Origin of the sequence: Paenibacillus paeoniae, from assembly GCF_003388735.1 — a bacterium.
GTDB lineage: Bacteria > Bacillota > Bacilli > Paenibacillales > Paenibacillaceae > Pristimantibacillus > Pristimantibacillus paeoniae.
On the sequence record NZ_QUBQ01000001.1, the window covers coordinates 1,798,073 to 1,817,032 of the forward strand.

Genomic DNA, 18,960 nt, shown 5'->3' on the forward strand with positions numbered 1-18,960 from the left:
CTCCTCTCTCTATCAGGTATGAATCGTAACGTTAGCGTGCTGCCCGCTATTGACTTGATGATCAATCGTTTCTTTCACGTATTGGGCGATATGATAAGCGACATCCACCCCATGCACCTTCCATGACTTGGCGAATTCCGGATTCTGATTCACTTCGCATACGACGTAACGCAGATTTTTGTAATCAAAAAACAGATCTGCGCCGTATATGCCCTCTCCGAGCACTTCGACTAGCTTGTTGCTGATGGAGGCAATCTCGTCGTTGATCTCAATCGGCTCAATCTCTGCGCCTAGATGGGTATTCGTCTTCCAATTCTCCGCAGAAACACGCCGGAACGCCGCAATCGGCTTGCGGCCGACGATCACGACTCGTATGTCATAATCCCCCTTCTCTACATACTCCTGTACCAGTACCGGGAACGATTGGTGGCTGGGATCCACCGATTCTCTCGCTGCAATCCAGCTGTCCAGACATTCTCTTCCCGTTATTCTTGCAATTCCCCTCCCCCATGACGACGTCGCCGGTTTAATCACATACAGGCCGTCGAACTCATTCAACGCGTCATACAGCTTGGGGGGTGTAAATAGCACTTTGAACCTTGGCTGCGGAACGCCGTGCTTCTCGAATACAATTGCCTGATGAATCTTGTTCGTGCAAATCGTAATGGCGTTGACCGAGTTTAAAGTTGGCAGACCCGATAACTCTAGCAGCCGCGACCGATGCAGTGCGCTCCTCTGTGACAGGCACCGTATCAGGGCGATGGCGAAGGAGGATTCTTCTCCCGTGCCAAGCGGCAGCTCCATGGAATCCAGATTGACATGAACACGCACACCCAGCTCGCCTAGATAGCCGGCGATGCGCTGTTCCTCTTCCCTGAGCTTCGTCACGCATAATAGCACCGCATGTGATGGCGTCATAGTCGTCTCTTACTCCCCCCAGGTTTCTTCAATTTCTGGTGCCAGGGCGATCGAGACTAAGAGGGATTCGACTTGCACTTCATGCTCTTGTCCGCAAGAAGCGCATTCCACAATCTCGCCTGTAGATGCTTGCTCTTCCACCTCAATATCCGACCTGCATACCAAACAATTCAAATTTGCCATGTTTCTTGCACCTCCTAAAGGATTGGTTAAAGCGATATATTATAAAGGAAAAGATCCTTTACAACCGTAAGTTGGTACGCATGCGCGAGCTAGATAAGCTTGCGCGCATGCGCAGGACTAGCTTATGAGTAAGTCTGGTCAAGCAGAAACCCAATTGCTGATGATGCTGGCCCTGTTATTTTGCGACGATATCCCACTGGTTCACGTTGTTGAACGTACCGAGGTTAAGCGGTTTGCCGACAAGCACATCCTTGGATACCACTTGAAGTCGTTTCTCCGAGTAAACGGCCAGTGTCGGTACATCTTCATGAAGCACTTCTTGCAATTGGTTGTAGATGTCATGACGCTTCGCCTCGTCGATCTCCTGCTCGCCCTTCTGGATCAGCTCGTCAACGAGCGGATTATTGTAGCGAATAACGCTGTCGGGTTTGTCGCCTTTGTATGTCGTGAAATACAAGCTAGGCTCAATATAGTAATCTCTGGTGAAGATCGTAATATGGTGCTCGCCCTTCTCAACCTTGTCTATAAGCGTTGGGAAATCGAACTTCTGTACATCGATTTTCAAACCGACGGCCTCCAGATTTTGCACCAGTATGTCAGCCGCTTGCTCCCTTACCTTATTGCCTACCGGGATGAGGAATGTAAGCTTCTGATTCGTATCCCAATTTGCTTCCTTCAGGAGCTGCTTGGATTTCTCAGGATCGTAATCATAGTTTTTGATAGTGGCGTTGAAGTAGGGATGTTTGCTCGGAATGCCGCCGTCTATAATTTCGGCTTGCCCCTTCAAGAGCTTCTCAACAATCTGAGGACGATTGAGCGCATGGGCGATTGCCTGTCTAACCTTCTTATCCGACAGCTTCTCGATATTGAAGAACAGCTCGGCTGGCTCGGAGGCAGGCGCCGAGGTGACGTTCACATTGTCGAAGCCGGTCACTTTATCGTAATCCGTAATCGGGACAAGACCGACTGGCAGGGAATTCATCTGGATCTCTCCGGTCTGCAGCTGCGCAACCAGGTTGGCCGCCGGCAGTACCTTAATGAAGATACTGTCAATCTTCGGCACATCGAGATAATAATTTTCGTTTTTGGTCACCTCGACATATTGGCCCTGTACATAATTGGCGAACTTGTAGGGTCCAATCGTAACGGTAGGTTTTTGGAAATAATCATGTGTAGCAACCTGCTCCGGATTGACATCTTTCAAAATATGTTGAGGCAAGAAGTTGACCTTGACGCCAAAGCGTTCATTGAATACGAGCGGGTCAATCGGCGTCTTGGTCTTGATCTCGAACGTTGTTGCGTCGATGATCGTAAGTCCCGAGATGTCAGCTACACCCTCATCGAGTTTGCCGCTGTCATTCAAACCTTCGATAAAGTTAAGCTGGAACGAAGTATCCACCTTAGGATGAAGCGCTAGCTTTAGGGTGAAAGCGACGTCAGCAGTTGTAAACGGCGTTCCGTCGTTCCACTTGGCGATTTCTTTCAGCTTGATGCGATAAGTTTGTTTGTCCTGCGTCTCAATCGATTCCGCCAGCTTCGGTATAAATTCCGCTTCATCAGTAACATCCAACAGCGCATCATTCAGGAGATTGATAGGCGCCAGCGATGCAGAGCTGCCTTGCGTGTTAATTTGATTAAGAGTGACTGGCGCGTTAACGATGCCGATAGTCAATACTTTACGGGCTGCATCCGGCGGCGCAGGGGTCTCAGAAGCTGGCACATCTGTTTTCTCGTTCGCTGCTTGCTTGACAGGTGTAGTGACATCGGTTTTAGTCGCTTTGCTGCAAGCCGACAGCAGCAGGGCTACTAGGACAAACAGGATAACGATCGATTTTCTTTTCAACATTGGTTCTCTCCCCTTATCTTTGTTTCATAAATTTGACCATTTCGATTATCTGCCGTCGAGTGCGTCTCTTAAGCCGTCACCGACAAAATTAAAGGCAAGTACGGTAAGCAGAATGATGAAGCCAGCCGGCAGCCAAAGCCATTGCTGTTCGGTCAATACGGTTAATGATTGTGCGTCATGCAGCATATTGCCGAGGCTGGCTTGCGGAGACTTCACCCCCATACCGAGAAAGCTAAGACCGGCTTCGCTGAGTATGGTGCTTGCTACCCCGAAGGTTGCGTTGACGATAATGGCGCCCGAAGCGCCCGGCAAGATATGGCGAAGCAGAATACGCGGCGTCCGATAACCCAAGGCGACTCCTGCGCGTACATAATCCGCTTTTTTGAGCGACAAGACCATTCCTCTGACCAGCATCGCAATGCCAGGCCATTTGAACAACGCCAGTACGATAATAATCGTCCATAGGCTCGCGCCCAGTACGCTGACGATAACGAGTGCGACCAGCATGTACGGAAAGCTTAAAAAAATGTCGGTAATGCGCATTAGGAGCATATCGATCCACTTGCCATAGTAGCCCGCGATCATGCCGACGAATGTGCCGAAGAGGACGTATAGAGCAACCGTCGTGAAGCCGATCAGCAACGACACTCTTGTTCCATAAAGCAAGCGGCTTAGCACATCGCGTCCGACCTGGTCCGTGCCGAGCCAATATTGTGCGGACGGACTGGCCGAGAAATCATCGGTAATTTCATTGGGATGATAGGGCGCAAGCCAAGGCGCCAACAATCCGATGGCAATTAGCAGCACAGTTGTTGCCAGTCCCCACACGGCCAGCTTGTGCCGCATGAACTTTCGTCTTACTTGGCGAGCATAGCTCTCGTAGTTCGTTGCCGGAACCTCGCTCACGGTTTCTCGCTCCGAGTCCAGCGCTTCTTGTCTCAAAGCAAGCTCTGTCGCGTTCATCGTCCTCCCTCCTCTCAGTTGAATTCGATTCTTGGGTCGGCCGTCGCATACAAGACATCTATGATCAGATTGGTCAACAGCACAACGCATGCGGCTACCAAATTAATCCCCATCAGCGTCGGGTAGTCCCGCGACAGAATAGCCTCCATAGTAAGCTGACCGAGGCCTGGCCACTGGAACACTTGCTCGATAATGATGCTTCCCCCAAGCAGCAACGGAATCTCAGCGCCGATAACGGCAATGATAGGAATGAGCGCGTTGCGCAGCGCATGCCTATTCGTAACCGACCATTCGGTCAGCCCCTTGGCACGGGCTGTGCGCAAATAATCCTGTTTCAGCACATCCAGCATGCTTGCGCGCACATAACGAACCTTTTTGCCGGCTATCGTAATGCCAAGCACCAACACAGGCAAAATGAGATGAATCGCCACATCGCCTATGCCTCCGTCGCCGCCAAGAGTGGTCATTCCGCCTGTAGGCAGCCATTTCAGCTCTATTCCAACGATATAGATAAGGCCGAGACCGAGAAAAAACGGCGGAATGGACGTTCCCAAAAACGATAACCCGGTCATGAGATAATCCAGTTTGGAATTTTGTTTAACGGCACTAACAATTCCAAGCGGAATCGCGATGAGCAATCCGACTGCCAATGAAGATGAGGCTAGCAGCAATGTCGGCCCTATGCGCTCGGCAATTAATTGAGTGACGGGCGCGTATGTGCTGAAGGAGTAGCCAAGCTCTCCTTTCAGCAATTCCCCAAGCCACTTTATGTATTGCACATAGATCGGATCGTTTAATCCAAGCAGCTCCTTCCTCAGTTCCCGCATCTCTGGCGGAATGTTCGGATTGATCAGCATGTCTACGGGATTGCCCGGAGCCAGGTTCATCATCAGAAAGCTGAGCACGGTAATGCCCCAGAAGACGGGTATGGCAATGAGCAGCCTTCGAACAAGATATGCTCCCACCGATAGCCTCCTTTCTGCTTTATCTCATTCAAGCGGGTAGTGACACGCTACGGCATGCCGGTTCTCTGTCAACAACGGCTCTTCGATCCGACAGCGCTGTTCGGCGTACGGACAGCGCGTATGGAAGCGGCAGCCCGAAGGCGGGTTGGCTGGGCTTGGCACATCGCCATGAAGAATGACGCGAGCCCGCTCACGTCTTAATGCTGGATCGGGTGGCGGATACGCATTCAGCAGCAATTGGGTATAGGGGTGTCTCGGCTTGCGGAATAGCTCCTCCGTATCGGCCAGCTCCACGATCTTCCCCAAATACATCACGGCGACGCGTGTGCTGATCTGCTTGACAGCTCCTATTCCGTGAGCGATGAACAGGTAAGTCAGTTTAAGCTCCTGCTGCAAATCTTGCAGCAGGTTCAAAATTTGCGCTTGTATCGACACATCCAGCGCAGAGACCGGCTCGTCGCATACGAGAAGCTTGGGCCGGAACGATAAGGCTCTGGCAATGCCGATCCGCTGCCGCTGACCACCCGAAAACTCATGCGGATATCGGTTCCCGGCCGAAGCTGGCAAACCTACCAAACCGAGCAGTCTATCTACTTCGCGGCGCACATCCTTGCGACTTGCCAATCGATGGACAAGCAGCGGCTCGGCTAGCATGTCACCGATGCGCATCCTTGGATTGAGTGACCCATACGGGTCCTGAAAGATCATCTGCATGCGCATCCGCGCAGGAATGAGCTGCTTGGGCGTATAATGCGTGATGTCATCGCCTTCGAACCGGATACGTCCGCTGTGCGCTGGCTCCAGTCGAATAATCGTTCGGCCTAGCGTAGATTTGCCGCAGCCGGACTCCCCCACCAGCCCGACAGTCTCACCTTCGTACAACGTCAGACTGACATCGTCTACTGCTTTGACCGATCCTGCCCGTCTGGAGAAGAGGGCGCTTCGCAGGGGATAATGTGTGCTTAACCGTTCAATCTGCATAAGCGGCTTGTGTTCAATTGCTGGTTCTCGATCCAGAAAGGAAACAGTCTCGTTCATAAAGCCACCTTTTGCCGAGTATCGCGATGAACGGCAATTTGATCCGCTTCGGAAGTTTCCGTCAGCCAGCATCTGACGCGATGTCTATCGCCCGTCTCCATTAATTCTGGTTGAAGCTCTCTGCAGCTCGCTTCCGCATAAGGACATCTCGGATGAAAGCGGCAGCCCGTCGGCATCTCGTGGAGTGAAGGAACCTGACCCGGAATAGCAGGGGCTCGCCCTCCGCTAATCGCATCCAGCCGTGGAATGGAGTTCATCAGGCCTTGCGTGTAAGGATGCCGAGGCGAGCGAAACAACGTGTATACATCTGCTGCTTCCACAATTTGTCCGGCGTACATCACGGCCACATGATCAGCCATTGCGGCGACGACTCCGAGATCATGCGTAACGAGCAGAATAGCGGTCCCATTCTCTGCCTGCAGCGTCTGCATGAGCTCAATGATCTGCGCTTGAATCGTTACATCAAGCGCCGTAGTTGGCTCGTCGGCGATAAGCAGCTTGGGCTGACAGATGAGCGCAATGGCAATCATAACCCGTTGGCGCATGCCGCCGGACAGCATATGCGGATAAGCCTTTGCGATCGTTTCAGGTCTAGGGATTCCGACCTTTCGCAGCATATCGATGGCTGATTGTCTCGCTTCCTTGCGTGAGCTCTTCAGATGCAGTCTGAGCGCTTCTTCAATCTGCCGACCGATAGGCATGACCGGATTGAGTGATGTCATCGGCTCCTGGAAGATCATTGAAACCTGACTTCCCCTCATCTTGCGGAGCTGCTGCTCCGATGCCGCTGTCAAGTTCGTATCCAGAAAGGAAATATAGCCTCGCTTGATCGAGCCGCTTGCTCCCAACAAACCCATTATGGCAAGTGAAGTCACACTTTTCCCGCAGCCTGATTCACCTACAATAGCCATAGTCTCACCGGGCTGAATCGCGAAGCTGACATCCTCTACGGAGATCGTCTCACCTTGATCGCCTCGGAACGCGATTTGCAGCCGCTCTACCTTCAACAGCTCCCCCATTTTGTCTCACCTGCTTTCTCAAGGGGAATGTCCTGTTTACTAATTCATATAATTCCTATGAGATTAATAAACTTTATCTTTACTCAGCATACCTTAGCCAATAAGGTTTGGATAATAGAATAAATCTATCTATGAATAGAAAAGTTTTCCTAATGCAATGGAAGCGCAACCTGCTAATTTACAGCAAAAAGCCGCTATTCACCGATCCCGTTCATGCGGACATCGAATCGGTGAATAACGGCTGACTTCGCCATTACGTATTGAATGAAAGGGCTGCTGTATACCGGTTGACCGGGACACGAAGCCCTAGATTGCCGCGCAGTGTGTCGGATTCGTATTCCGTGCGGAACAGGCCTCTAGCCTGCAGGATCGGAACGACAAGCTCGACGAAATCCTTTAAGAATCCCGGCAACGGCGGTGAAATAATAAATCCGTCGGCCGCCTCCTCTTCATACCACTGCTGGATCAGATCCGCTATCGCTTCCGGCGTACCGATAAACGGCGTGCGCGGCGTTGCGGAACGGAGTGCTGCCTGGCGTAGCGTCAGACCATGTTCTTGCGCATATCGTTTAATCTTGTCCGTACCGCTACGGAAGCTGTTGGCCCCGATTTCTCCCAACTCCGGGAACGGTTCGTCCAGCGGGTATTGTCTGAAGTCGTGATGATCGAAGAAACGCCCTAAGTAATCCAGCGCTTTGTCGATACTGACAAGACTGGCCAGCTCCTCGTATTTCCGATCTGCTTCCTCCTGGGTGCGCCCAATGATGGGGCCGATGCCCGGAAGGATGACGAGATCATCCTGCGATCGTCCCGCTTTGACCGTCCTGTCCTTCACATCCCTGTAGAAGGCTTTGGCTTCTTCAATGGTGTCATGTCCGGTGAAGACGGCATCGGCGCTTATGGCGGCGAGATGCTTGCCGCTTTCGGAGGAACCGGCCTGGAAGACGACGGGATGTCCCTGCCGGGAACGCGCGATGTTGAGCGGTCCTTCTACTGAAAAGTACGTTCCTTTATGATTCAGGCGATGCAGCTTCTCGGGATCGAAGAAGACGCCGCTTTCCTTGTCGCGGATGAATGCGTCATCCTCCCAGGAGTCCCATAAGCCGCGGACAACCTCCAAATATTCTTCGGCAATCTGGTAACGCTCATCATGGGACGGATGCTCCGCTTTGCTATAGTTGCGTGCGGAACCTTCCAACGGCGAAGTAACGACATTCCATCCGGCTCGGCCGCCGCTAATATGATCAATGGAGCCGAATTGCCTCGCAACCGTGAATGGCTCGCTATAGGAGCTGGACAACGTTCCAACCAATCCGATAGTTGACGTCGCAGCTGCGAGAGCGGATAAGATCGTAATGGGTTCGAAGCGATTGAGAAAGTGCGGGATCGATTGTTCATTAATGTACAATCCGTCGGCGATAAACAAAAGATCGAACTTGCCTGCCTCGGCGATCAGAGCCTGCTGCTTGTAGAACGGGAAGCTTACGCTGGCATCCACCGGCACATCGGGATGCCGCCATCCCGTAATATTGCCGCCAACGCCGTGAATAAGCGCGCCTAGCTTCAGTAACTTGCGGTTACCCATGAATACTCACTCCTTAAGAGAAGCCGGTAGCTCTTCACTACGGAATCCCCTTTAATGATGTCCTTGTCATACGCCCGTTCAAAGCCCAGCCGCTCATATAACTTAATAGCCGAGCCCATCATGTCATTGGTATGCAGATGCAGCGTCTCGGCGCCCCACTGCAGGGAACGGTTGACGCTGGCGCGTATTAATGCAGTTGCGATTCCGTGACCGCGGGCTTTCGTCGCTACGGCAAGCAAGCGCAAAATCGGCGAATGAATATGAAGCTCCGGCAGTCCATAGGCAGCCTCGGACGAATCGTATAGAAATACGCTGCCTACCAGCTCTCCGTCCAGTTCGGCCACGATTCTAGCTTTTACCTTCTCATTCACAACAGCATTTTTCATATCCTCCTGGTATTGCTCCCAGCGGTCTTGCGGCAGATGCTGCTCGTATTGGCTATAAGCATCCAATAATATGGTTCGAATGAATTCAGCATCGGTCTGCTCCGCCTCGCGTATGACGATTCGGGTCATGACGTTCACCTGCCTTTCCAAGTATGGAGGAGACGTTGGCTCCTAAGATGTTGAGTGTTTTGTAGAGTAATGGGTCGTTATTTCGCCGTTGCTGCTTCAAACGCGCTCTTGATTCTAGCAATCTGTCCCAGATGATTCTGAACATGAGCGGTAAAGGATTGAACAATAGCAGGCAAGGTGACGGTATCTCCCTTGGCATTCACCCCGGTCTTCTCCCAATCCTCAGGCGTTAATCGGCGGAATATCCCGCTGTTGTATTCCAGCAGCGACTGGAATAGCTTCAAGTAATCATCGAGGTTTCCGTTATTGGCCCGTTGTCCGGCCACCCAGGCGTCTTGGCTGAATGCGGGCAAGCGCACTTGTGAGCCGGATAATATTTCTCGCAATCGAAAAGAGATCACGACACTATGATCGACGAGATGGGCGATCACTTCCGTCACGCTCCATTGATTTTCTCCGGCCTTCCATGTTAATGCTGCATCCGTCCATTCCTCAACGGCTTGGCGAAGCTGCGTATGCGTATGAAGATAAGCTTCGATATCGACTATATCAACTGGCAATTGGCTCATCGCGTTTCCTCTACTTTCGTACTGGATTAGTTTGTTTCCCTATTCGGTTCAAAGCGTCCACGGCAAGCTCGGCAAAAAAAGCAGCGCCCAGCGGCAAAGCCCGTTCATCTACATCGAAAGCGGGATGATGCCACTCCTGCGGACCATCTGTGCCAAGAAAGACGAATAATCCCGGCACCTTTCTCAAATAAAACGCAAAATCCTCTCCGGCCGGGGACGGGAGCGGCGTAATCGGAGTCAGTCCGACCGCTGTTGCCGCTGCTCGCGCAGCTTCAGCCCATGCACCGTCATTCACTACGGCAGGCGGCCCTTCGAGCCAGTGAACGCTAGCCTTTCCGCCGAAGGCTTCGGCCACCCCCCTGGCAATCTGCTCGAAACGCTCACGAACGGCAAAGCGCACATGTTCGTCAAAGGTGCGCAGCGTGCCATCGAACACGGCTTTGTCGGGAATGATATTCCATGCCGTGCCGCTGTTCAAGCGAGTGACGCTGACAACGGCGCTCTCCAGCGCGCCCACATTGCGGCTGACGATGGTTTGCAAGGCCGTAATGATATGGGCAGAAATGACAATAGGATCTATTGATGCCTCCGGCACGGCTGCATGGCTTCCTCGCCCCTCCACCTCTACGACGAAGCCGTCGGCGGCAGCCATGATCGGACCTTCTTTAATGCCAATCGTGCCTACCGGCAAGTCAGGCTTGTTATGAAGGCCGAAGACGGCTTGAACCCCGTCAAGCGCTCCGCTTGCAATGACTTCAAGCGCGCCCCTAGCCTTCTCCTCCGCCGGCTGGAACAGAAAGCGAACCGTGCCCGGCAACGTCTGCTCCTGTTCCTTGAGCAAGAATGCAGTACCGATCACAGCTGCCGTATGGAAGTCATGACCGCACGCATGCATACGGCCGGCAACTTGGGAAGCGTAAGGCAACCCGGACTCCTCCTGAATAGGCAGTGCATCGATGTCCGCACGAATTGCGATCACGGGCCCCTCCTTATATCCGCCTACCTCCGCGACAACGCCCGTTCGCAGCGGATATGGAACAATACGTATATCCGCTTCCTCCAATTGCTGGCGAATAAAGGCGGTCGTCTCTACTTCCTCATGCGACAGCTCCGGATAGGCATGTAATTGTCGTCTGATGGCAATGAGTTGTTCTTGAATAGATTGTGCTGTAGATGTGCTCACGTTGTATGCCTCCTTGTGCGGCGTTCGGTCATCATTAGACAACTTGTTCCGCCAATGCTTCCTTCAGTAGCGTGAATGAATGGACACGTTGCTCGAACTCGCTGACTACGGATGTAATTATGAATTCATCGATGCCGTACGTTTGGCTGTATTCCAGTATTCGGCTCCGTACCGTGTCCTTGGTCCCTTTCGTAATATCGGCGTCGCGGACCTCCGTTGAATAGGACTCGCCCGCTTGACGCGCGAATTCCTGCGCCTGTTCCTCGGTACTGACGTTTACGGTCTTGCCGCTTGCCAGCGTAACACGGACACTCTTCAGCTCGCCCGCCAGCTCCGCAGCTGCTTCATCTGAATCCGCTGCAATGACTGACAACGCGAGAATGGGACGAGGCGTTGAACCTTCCGTACTAGCAAACTGGCTTCGATACGTATGGAAGGCCTCTTTGGCGGCAGCCGGATCATTATTGATGAACAAGGCGAATACGTATGGCAAGCCGCGCTCGGCGGCCAACTCTGCACTGGCGACACTGGTACCCAGAATGTAGACGTCCGCCGGTTGTTCCGGAATCGGGCTGGCTTGCAAGCCTTCAAGGGAATGAGATTCGGGTGCGGGCCCGCTAATATACGTCTGTACTTCAGCCAGCTTTTCGCTTAATGTTCTGGAATCTTCCGTCCATTGCAACGCTTTGGTCGAGCGCGGCAAGCCTCCCGGCGCACGCCCTATACCCAGCTCTACGCGCCCCGGGGCAAGCGAAGCCAGTACATTGAAGTTCTCAGCTACCTTATAGGGGCTGTAGTGCTGGAGCATGACGCCGCCCGATCCGATTCGGATTCGTTCTGTGCTAGCAAGCAGATACCCGATCAACACTTCTGGAGAGGAGCCGGCTAAGTGAGCCGAATCGTGATGCTCCGACACCCAGAAACGCTCATAACCAAGCTTCTCCGCCAATTGGGCTAGTTTCACAGTATGGGCGAGCGCCTCAGCCGGCGTCTGACCGGCATAGGTGATGCTTTGATCCAAGATGCCGAGCTTAAGTGTCATATCCATTCCCTCCTCTTAGATCGAATAGACCCCGTCAGGCGTGTACCGTTTCAGAAATTGCCTGGTCCGCTCTTCCTTCGGGGAATTGAATAGCTCTACCGGGCTTCCTTGCTCAACCACAACGCCATCATCCATAAAGATAATATGGCTGGCTACATCTTGAGCAAAGGCCATCTCGTGGGTGACGATGATCATCGTAATGCCTTCTTTGGCAATTTTGCGAATAACCGACAATACCTCGCCGACAAGCTCCGGATCCAGCGATGAAGTCGGCTCATCAAGCAGAATGACCTTCGGATTCAGGGCAAGCGCCCTTGCAATGCCAACCCGCTGCTGTTGTCCGCCGGACAGTTGGCTGGGATAAGCGTCAAGCTTATTCTCCAGACCTACCTTCTTGAGCAGGGCGATACTGCGTTCGCGCGCCTCCTCCTTGGGAATCTTTTGCACAACAACAAGCCCCTCCATCACATTCTCCAGAGCCGTCTTATGACGGAACAAGTTATATTGCTGGAACACCATAGCGGACTGCTTGCGAAGCGTATGAATGTCCGACTTGCTTGGCCGTTTGCACTGTACGGTGATGCCGCCAATCTCGATCTCTCCGTCGCTCGGCCGCTCCAAAAAGTTGATGCACCTCAGAAGTGTTGTTTTGCCCGATCCGCTGGGGCCTAATATGGCGACAACCTGCCCTTTCTCAACCTGTAGATCAATGCCCTTGAGCACTTGATGGCGACCGAACGACTTTTTGATTTGTTTCAGCTGGATCATGCTACTCCACCCCGATTATATAGATTGATTCGTTTTTCAATAATGGCAGTTAATCGCTCGATCAAAATCGTAAGCCCCCAATAGATAATCGCCGCTGCGATATAGGCCTCGAAGAACTTCCAGTTCGACGAAGCAATTATTTGCGACTTGGCGTTAATGTCGACCACCGATACGGTGAAAGCAAGCGTCGTACCGTGCAGCATACTGATCGTGCTGTTAGACAAGCTGGGCAACAGGATCGCGAAGGCTTGGGGGAACACGATTCGCTTCATCGCTTGCTTCGTCGTCATGCCGATGGAATAAGCAGCCTCCAGCTGTCCTTTGTTAACTGCAAGCAAGCCGGAGCGGATTACTTCCGACAAGTAAGCGCCGGCTGTTATCGAGAATGAGATATAGGCAAAGCCGATCAAGGGAATGGATACCGCTCGGAACGACCAACCCAGCTGAATGGCAAGGCTGTCGACCAGATACGGCAAACCAAAGTAAATGAGCAGCAGATGCGTCAGCATCGGCGTTCCACGAATGAACGTCACGTAGGCGGCAGCCAGTTGATGCAGAACAGGCACGCGATAGATGCGGATCAACGCAACGGTCGTGCCGATGAGGATTCCGCAGCCCATCGCTACCGCAGTAATGATCAGCGTCGTCGGAATGGCGGACAACAGCAGCGTGAACGCCGTCCAGATGAAGGAAGGATCGAGTCTCATAATCTGGCCTCCTTATTGCGAAGCTTGGCTGCGCTGGTTGCTCTGCCGAAAATAGATCCTTCCACGCGCCGCAGTCTCTGCTCCGCCTCTGCCGATTGCTCAAAGCGCAGAAGCCTTCGCTCCAGACGGAAGAACAGCCGCTCCAGCACAAAGCAAATGATAAAGTACAGAAGCGCGAGTGACAGATAGATTTCGATAAATCGTTGTGACAACGCGCCAATCGTCTGCGCTCTGCCGGTAATCTCCAGAATGCCCAGCGTAAAGGCCAGCGACGTATCCTTCAGATTGCCGAGCACGACATTAGCAAACACCGGTATTGAAATCGCCAGCGCTTGCGGCATGACAATGCGGATAAAGGCCTGGTATCCGTTCATCCCCATCGCATAGGCAGCCTCCACCTGTCCCCGATCGACCGCTGTAACAGCGCCCCGTATGACCTCAGAGATATAGGCCCCGCTATGAAGCGAATACGTGAGAATGACGAAAAATAAGGTCGGCGTCTTGCTGACATCGATATGAATCAGCTTCAGCAGCTCAGGCAAGCCGTAATAGAACAGAAAAAGCTGAATCAGTATCGGCGTTCCCCGGAAAAAAGAGATGTAGATTCGCGCTAAGCGTTGCAACACCGGTACTCGGTACAGCTGCGGCAGCGCGACGAGCAGTCCGACAATTAGGCCAAAAGCGATCGAGCTGCCTACAATATAAAGGGTAATGCGCAAGGACGGCAGTAATCTGATGAAATATTCGAATACATAGGAGATATCAAAGGGATGTTGCCCCATCTATCGTCCTCACCCCACTTTCGGCAGCCCGAATGGCGGACTGCAAGGCGCATTATTTCGAAAAGTCCTGACGAAGCCACTCCTCGCTCAGTTTTTTGAGCGTACCGTCCGCCTTGAGCTCTTTGATCGCTCCATCTACCGCATCGGAGAGCTTCTTGGAATCGGGGTCATCCTTGCGGAAGACGTACAGGATGTTGCCTTCATTCAACGAATCGCCTACCGTCTTCAGCTTGCCTTGCGGGTCCTTGAGCGGCAGCAGGAAGTCAGCGCCAAGCGTCGCATAGGCGCGGCCGGATGTAATCTGGGATACCTCGTCATTGGCATCGTTTTGCTGATACACGATCTCAATGCCATCCTTGTGCTCTTTATTGTAATTTTCCAAAATTTGAGCCTGGGCGCTGGTTGGTCCGACAAGCACTTTCTTTCCTACCAGATCGTCTAGTGTTTGAACCGGATCGTTATTGTCTGAGGCTACAATGATCTTGTTTCTCCAGTAAGCGTAAGGCTCTTCATTAAAGAGGTACTTTTCGAGACGCTCCGGATTTTTTTCGAAGAGATGAGCGGCCAGATCCACCTTCTTCGTCTCCAGGCTAAGCAAAATGTTGGAGAAATCCATCGTTTTGAATTCAAATTCGTAGTCGTCCAGCCGCTTGTCGATTTCGCGCAGAAGCTCGACGTCGAAGCCGGTCAAATTGTTTTTCTCATCCAGAAATGCGATTTGCACAAAATCGTTGCCCGTGCCAATTATAATCTTCTGTGCTCCATTCGAAGATTTAGAGCTGGTTGTAGATGAACACGCGGATATTGCAAGTGTGAAGACGAGCGCTAAAGTCAAAACGGAAATTTTTCTCATAACTGCTTCCCCCATCGCCTCTTTAAACTCATAATCCCTACAGGTTAAGTGCGGATTATGGCTGACCTAACTTTAGCACCCGCCTTTCCAGGCAGTCAATCCGTTCCATAATAGAGAAAATCTATACATGGATCTAATCATTCGATAAGAAGATTTCGGAAGAAGGGGTCATCATTGGCATTTATTAAATTAACCAATAGAAGCGACAAGCGTTTCCTTGCGTGCATTCAGCTCTTTGCCGAATTCGCTAATGGCTGTAAAGAATAAGGAATGTTTGCCATGGCATGAGATCAGATTGGTCTGCAGGGAAATCCCCTCCGTATCTGGCAGCCGAATAGGAATCAGCTTGCCCTCGCGGGTTTCTTCTTTGACGCTTTGGCTGGGGAGGAAGCTGATGCCGGCCTTCTGCATGACAAGCTTCTTCGCCGTCTCCGAATTATCAACCAGAAATTGAATATTGGGCGGCCTGTCCAGGTTGCCGAATATACGGTGAATTCGCAGCCAATCGAGCGCCCCGCATTCGAAGAAGACGAGCGGCTGAGCCGCGATTTCTTCGATGGTCAGTCTTGTTTCAGATAGAAACGGATGGCCTTCATAGACATACAAGCGAATCGGATCCTCAAAAAACTTCACGGATTGAAGATTGGGATGACTGACATTGCGGATGAAGCCGATGTCTGCTTCTTTATTTATGACTTTATGAATAATCTCGTCCGTTGTGCCAGTAATGAGTTTGAAGTGTGTATTGGGAAATCGGTCCTTGAGCCTCGGGAGCAGATCGGGAATGATATAGTTCGATACTGATAATGTACTGCCGATCCGCAGCTCTTCGGGCAATGATTTCTTTTGATTGGTGTGCAGCTTTCCCTTCTGGTAGGTCATGAGAATTTGCTGCGCATAAGGCAGGAATCTTCTGCCTTCTTCCGTAATTTGAATTTGTTTGCCCAATCTGTCGAATACCTTGCAATTCAACTCCCGCTCAAGGGATTGGATACGCGCAGTTACGGAAGGCTGCGACAAGTATAGAACTTCTGCAGCTTTATTGAAGCTTCCGTAATGATTGATGAATACGAACGCTTCGATATTTTCCAGATTCATGGCGGATACCTCCTGTTTTTTCATTTGTAGGGATAATCCCGTTGGCTTCCCTCTCAGAAATCAAAAAAAGAGACTTCTTATGGCGGCTGCATAAGAAGTCTCCGGTCATCCGGTAGACGCGAATATAAGTGGTATCGCATCTGTACGTGGCTCGTGAATGAGTGATCATTTCTTTTTCCTATAATTCCAATGCAATTACTAAGCTTTAATCGATTATAGTCCCGCTACCCATTTTCTGTCAACGGAATTATTAATGATTGGGCGGTACTACAAGGTTAGGAAATAATGAAGGAATTCTTCATCGCGCTTGTAGCCATTTTTCTCGTATAGGGCTTGTGCGCGCAAGTTATCGGGAGCTGTCGACAGCTCGATGCCTTTTGCCTTTGTGAGCCCTCCAAAACGTTTCACTTGATCCAGCAACAGCTGGGCTGCTCCGCGCCCGCGGAATGATTCATCGACATACAGATCATTTAATATCCAAGAACGTTTCATCGAGATGGATGAGAAGACGGGAAACAATTGAGTGTACCCGACAGCTTGACCGCTTACTTGATCGATAGCGAGGAAGATCACGGATTCGCTATGCTCAAACCGGTCGAACAGAAATGATCTGGCACCTTCTGGGTCGGAAGGCTGTCCATAAAACACTCGCCAGGCATCGAACAACTGAACGACCTCTTCTAATTGCTCCAAAGTAGCTTGTTTTACGATTATCGTTGAGGATTGTGACATAGGCATAAGCTCCCTGCTTTCTTTAAGTAATGCCTTAAGCATACCCTTCTCGCAGAGAGCTGCCTATGAAGTTCATGTCTATTTATTTGCATTCTTTCCTAATTGCCTCATCAGTGAGGAACATGTGCGTCCGGCGCTTTGTCTGCAATCAGATGGAGGAGGATACCATGCTCCAAATAAGCCTTCAAGCCGCATAATACCATCGTATAGCCGCCCATTGAATCAACCGCTTGTTGTAGGATTTCATCTCCTTTGCCGGAAAAGCCAGAATTCGCAATCGTAACGAACGTCCCGTCTTCATCTCTTGCATTAAATACCCACTCCGTAAGCGTGCCGTCCGATGATTCGATCAGTAGATATTCATTCTTGCGAATGTCTTTCACTTGGATGACATCGGAAACGCCGTACATCTCCCACTCCCAGCGGATATGACTGCCCGCTTCGAGTCTTCCGCTGCTCTTGGTAAACCAGAACTTTGTCGTGATCGCAGGGTTCACGAACGCCTCAAACACTTCGTAGGCAGGCCTGCGAATCAGCATTTCTGCCCTTACAACCGGAAATTCATGAGCAATCGTCATATCCCTCTTCCTTTCGGCAATGGATTGGTATGAGCGTGTTCAAGCGACATGAATGGAAATGAACTAATAATGATTAATAGTATTAATAATTAATGCCTCTAATGGCTTAGTGTTATGAGATAAGTATACCATTTACAGACATGTATGCACAAAAAAAGACGCTAATTGATAGACAAGCTGAGAAAAGATTGAAAAGAGATTGGTCCTTGCTTCTTAACCTGCTGTTAGCATCATGCGAAAAAGTGAATCCCCGCACCCAGCTCTCTCAGCCGGCTGAAGTAATCGGGACAAGTCTTCGATATGCAGCCAGGATCGAGAATCGTTATGCCTTCTGCTTTCAATCCGATTAGCGATAAAGCCATCGCCATCCGGTGATCGTCATACGTATCCAGCAGGGCCGGTTCGGGATGCCCGGGATAGACGGTTAATCCATCAGCATGTTCCTCCACCCTAATCGACAGCTTGCGCAGCTCTGTGCAGATGGCCGAGATGCGATCGCATTCATGATGACGGATATGGGCAGCATCCTTCATTGTAATTGGCGCATCAGCGAAAGGCGCCATCGCCGCTATTGTCAGCGTCTGATCAGACCAGCGTGCCATGCTCAGCTCGAAACCTCCGCGTAATTGACTCGTGCCATGAACCTCGACAGCTCCATCCTCCCCCCGCACAACGGTACAACCCATTCGCTCCAGAACCTCCAGCATCTCGATATCAGGCTGACGTGTCCGGTCAGCATAAATCCCTTCTGTTCTGATGTATCCTTCTGTTAAAGCCGCCATGGCCCAGAAGTAGCAGCAAGTTGAGATGTCCGGCTCTAGCTTGATCGTACATGCGGAGTACTTTCCCGACGGGATATGGTAAATATTTTGTTCAAGGTCTTCCGCTGCTTCAACCCCAAATGATCTCATCATGTCTATCGTCATATTCACATATTCCCTCTGAACGGTGACGCCCTGCATGTGAATCGTCATTGGTTGATTCGCATAAGGAGCAGCTACGAGCAAGCCGCTAACGAATTGACTGGACAGATTACCCGCTAATTGAACGTTCCCTCCGTTCAGACCATTGCCCTGAAGCACGAAAGGATAGGCATGCTCCTGATTCAAATATTGCAACCCGGCACCTTGATCGGTTAATGCCATTAACAATTGTTCGATCGGCCTCTCGCTCATTCGTTTGCTGCCCGTTAACGTCCACTCCCCTTGTCCTGCAGCAAGTGCTGCCGGCAAGAAACGCGCGACAGTTCCAGCCGCTCCAACATACAGCTGCCCTCTCGGGGCAGGCCACTTGCCCCCGCAACCCGTTACGATTGCCGTATCCCCTTCGATAGCCAGATCAATGCCCAGCTCCCGCAAGCTCTCGATACACCAATACGCATCATCGCTCCTCAGAATGCCCTCAATACGAGATATGCCTTCTGCCATAGCCGCAATGATTAATGCGCGATTCGTGAGGCTTTTACTCCCCGAGACGCGAATTACACTGTTCACCTTCAACCGCGGTGGACTGATTTTCACTTGATGGATGCCTTGATGCACTGACCATGGGGAACGAGCTTCCAGATCGGGCATGTTTAAGGGATGTGTCATATCCTCTCACCTCTACTCATTGAT

20 protein-coding genes are annotated in these 18,960 nt (G+C 51.4%); all 20 read right to left on the minus strand.

What is annotated here, in order from left to right:
* Positions 1–12: 12 nt before the first annotated feature.
* Complete coding sequence (locus DX130_RS08105; protein WP_116044241.1) at positions 13–918, minus strand: RimK family alpha-L-glutamate ligase; 906 nt, start codon at positions 916–918, stop codon at positions 13–15.
* 9 nt (positions 919–927) lie between these two features.
* The gene (locus tag DX130_RS08110; protein WP_116044243.1) at positions 928–1,101 is read right to left on the minus strand and encodes a lysine biosynthesis protein LysW; all 174 of its coding nucleotides are present in this window, start codon (positions 1,099–1,101) and stop codon (positions 928–930) included.
* 175 nt (positions 1,102–1,276) lie between these two features.
* Positions 1,277–2,947, minus strand: coding sequence for an ABC transporter substrate-binding protein (locus DX130_RS08115; RefSeq protein WP_116044245.1), 1,671 nt, complete (start codon positions 2,945–2,947; stop codon positions 1,277–1,279).
* A 45-nt stretch (positions 2,948–2,992) separates the two neighbouring features.
* Positions 2,993–3,910 (minus strand): oligopeptide ABC transporter permease, encoded by a 918-nt coding sequence (gene opp4C / locus DX130_RS08120; RefSeq protein WP_116044247.1) that lies wholly within the window; start codon positions 3,908–3,910, stop codon positions 2,993–2,995.
* 14 nt (positions 3,911–3,924) lie between these two features.
* A complete protein-coding gene (locus DX130_RS08125) occupies positions 3,925–4,875 on the minus strand; it encodes an ABC transporter permease (protein WP_206098777.1) in 951 nt (316 codons plus the stop codon).
* A 24-nt stretch (positions 4,876–4,899) separates the two neighbouring features.
* Positions 4,900–5,913: an ABC transporter ATP-binding protein gene (locus DX130_RS08130; protein ID WP_116044249.1), complete on the minus strand. Its 1,014-nt coding sequence runs from the start codon at positions 5,911–5,913 to the stop codon at positions 4,900–4,902.
* On the minus strand, positions 5,910–6,932 hold the full coding sequence (locus DX130_RS08135; protein WP_116044251.1) for an ABC transporter ATP-binding protein: 1,023 nt from the start codon (positions 6,930–6,932) through the stop codon (positions 5,910–5,912). The genes DX130_RS08130 and DX130_RS08135 overlap by 4 nt, the downstream gene beginning before the upstream one ends.
* A 253-nt stretch (positions 6,933–7,185) precedes the next feature.
* Complete coding sequence (locus DX130_RS08140; protein WP_116044253.1) at positions 7,186–8,517, minus strand: LLM class flavin-dependent oxidoreductase; 1,332 nt, start codon at positions 8,515–8,517, stop codon at positions 7,186–7,188.
* Positions 8,496–9,032, minus strand: a complete 537-nt coding sequence (locus DX130_RS08145; RefSeq protein WP_116044255.1) for a GNAT family N-acetyltransferase — start codon at positions 9,030–9,032, stop codon at positions 8,496–8,498. The genes DX130_RS08140 and DX130_RS08145 overlap by 22 nt, the downstream gene beginning before the upstream one ends.
* A 77-nt stretch (positions 9,033–9,109) precedes the next feature.
* Positions 9,110–9,601, minus strand: coding sequence for a DinB family protein (locus tag DX130_RS08150; protein ID WP_116044257.1), 492 nt, complete (start codon positions 9,599–9,601; stop codon positions 9,110–9,112).
* Positions 9,602–9,611: 10 nt separating this feature from the next.
* Positions 9,612–10,784: an amidohydrolase gene (locus tag DX130_RS08155; protein WP_116044258.1), complete on the minus strand. Its 1,173-nt coding sequence runs from the start codon at positions 10,782–10,784 to the stop codon at positions 9,612–9,614.
* A gap of 34 nt (positions 10,785–10,818) precedes the next feature.
* On the minus strand, positions 10,819–11,826 hold the full coding sequence (locus DX130_RS08160; RefSeq protein ID WP_116044259.1) for an LLM class flavin-dependent oxidoreductase: 1,008 nt from the start codon (positions 11,824–11,826) through the stop codon (positions 10,819–10,821).
* Between the two features lie 15 nt (positions 11,827–11,841).
* On the minus strand, positions 11,842–12,594 hold the full coding sequence (locus DX130_RS08165) for an amino acid ABC transporter ATP-binding protein (protein WP_116044261.1): 753 nt from the start codon (positions 12,592–12,594) through the stop codon (positions 11,842–11,844).
* Complete coding sequence (locus DX130_RS08170) at positions 12,591–13,301, minus strand: amino acid ABC transporter permease (protein WP_116044263.1); 711 nt, start codon at positions 13,299–13,301, stop codon at positions 12,591–12,593. The genes DX130_RS08165 and DX130_RS08170 overlap by 4 nt, the downstream gene beginning before the upstream one ends.
* Positions 13,298–14,083, minus strand: a complete 786-nt coding sequence (locus DX130_RS08175; protein WP_116044265.1) for an amino acid ABC transporter permease — start codon at positions 14,081–14,083, stop codon at positions 13,298–13,300. The genes DX130_RS08170 and DX130_RS08175 overlap by 4 nt, the downstream gene beginning before the upstream one ends.
* Positions 14,084–14,135: 52 nt before the next feature.
* Positions 14,136–14,936, minus strand: coding sequence for a transporter substrate-binding domain-containing protein (locus tag DX130_RS08180; protein WP_116044267.1), 801 nt, complete (start codon positions 14,934–14,936; stop codon positions 14,136–14,138).
* Positions 14,937–15,125: 189 nt separating this feature from the next.
* Positions 15,126–16,034 (minus strand): LysR family transcriptional regulator, encoded by a 909-nt coding sequence (locus DX130_RS08185; RefSeq protein WP_116044269.1) that lies wholly within the window; start codon positions 16,032–16,034, stop codon positions 15,126–15,128.
* Between the two features lie 267 nt (positions 16,035–16,301).
* Positions 16,302–16,766, minus strand: a complete 465-nt coding sequence (locus tag DX130_RS08190; protein WP_338068617.1) for a GNAT family N-acetyltransferase — start codon at positions 16,764–16,766, stop codon at positions 16,302–16,304.
* Between the two features lie 110 nt (positions 16,767–16,876).
* Complete coding sequence (locus DX130_RS08195) at positions 16,877–17,344, minus strand: SRPBCC family protein (protein WP_116044271.1); 468 nt, start codon at positions 17,342–17,344, stop codon at positions 16,877–16,879.
* A 230-nt stretch (positions 17,345–17,574) separates the two neighbouring features.
* Positions 17,575–18,936 carry a 3-phosphoshikimate 1-carboxyvinyltransferase gene (gene aroA / locus DX130_RS08200; protein ID WP_206098778.1) on the minus strand — a complete coding sequence of 454 codons (1,362 nt, stop codon included), beginning with the start codon at positions 18,934–18,936 and terminating at the stop codon, positions 17,575–17,577.
* Positions 18,937–18,960: the final 24 nt, after the last annotated feature.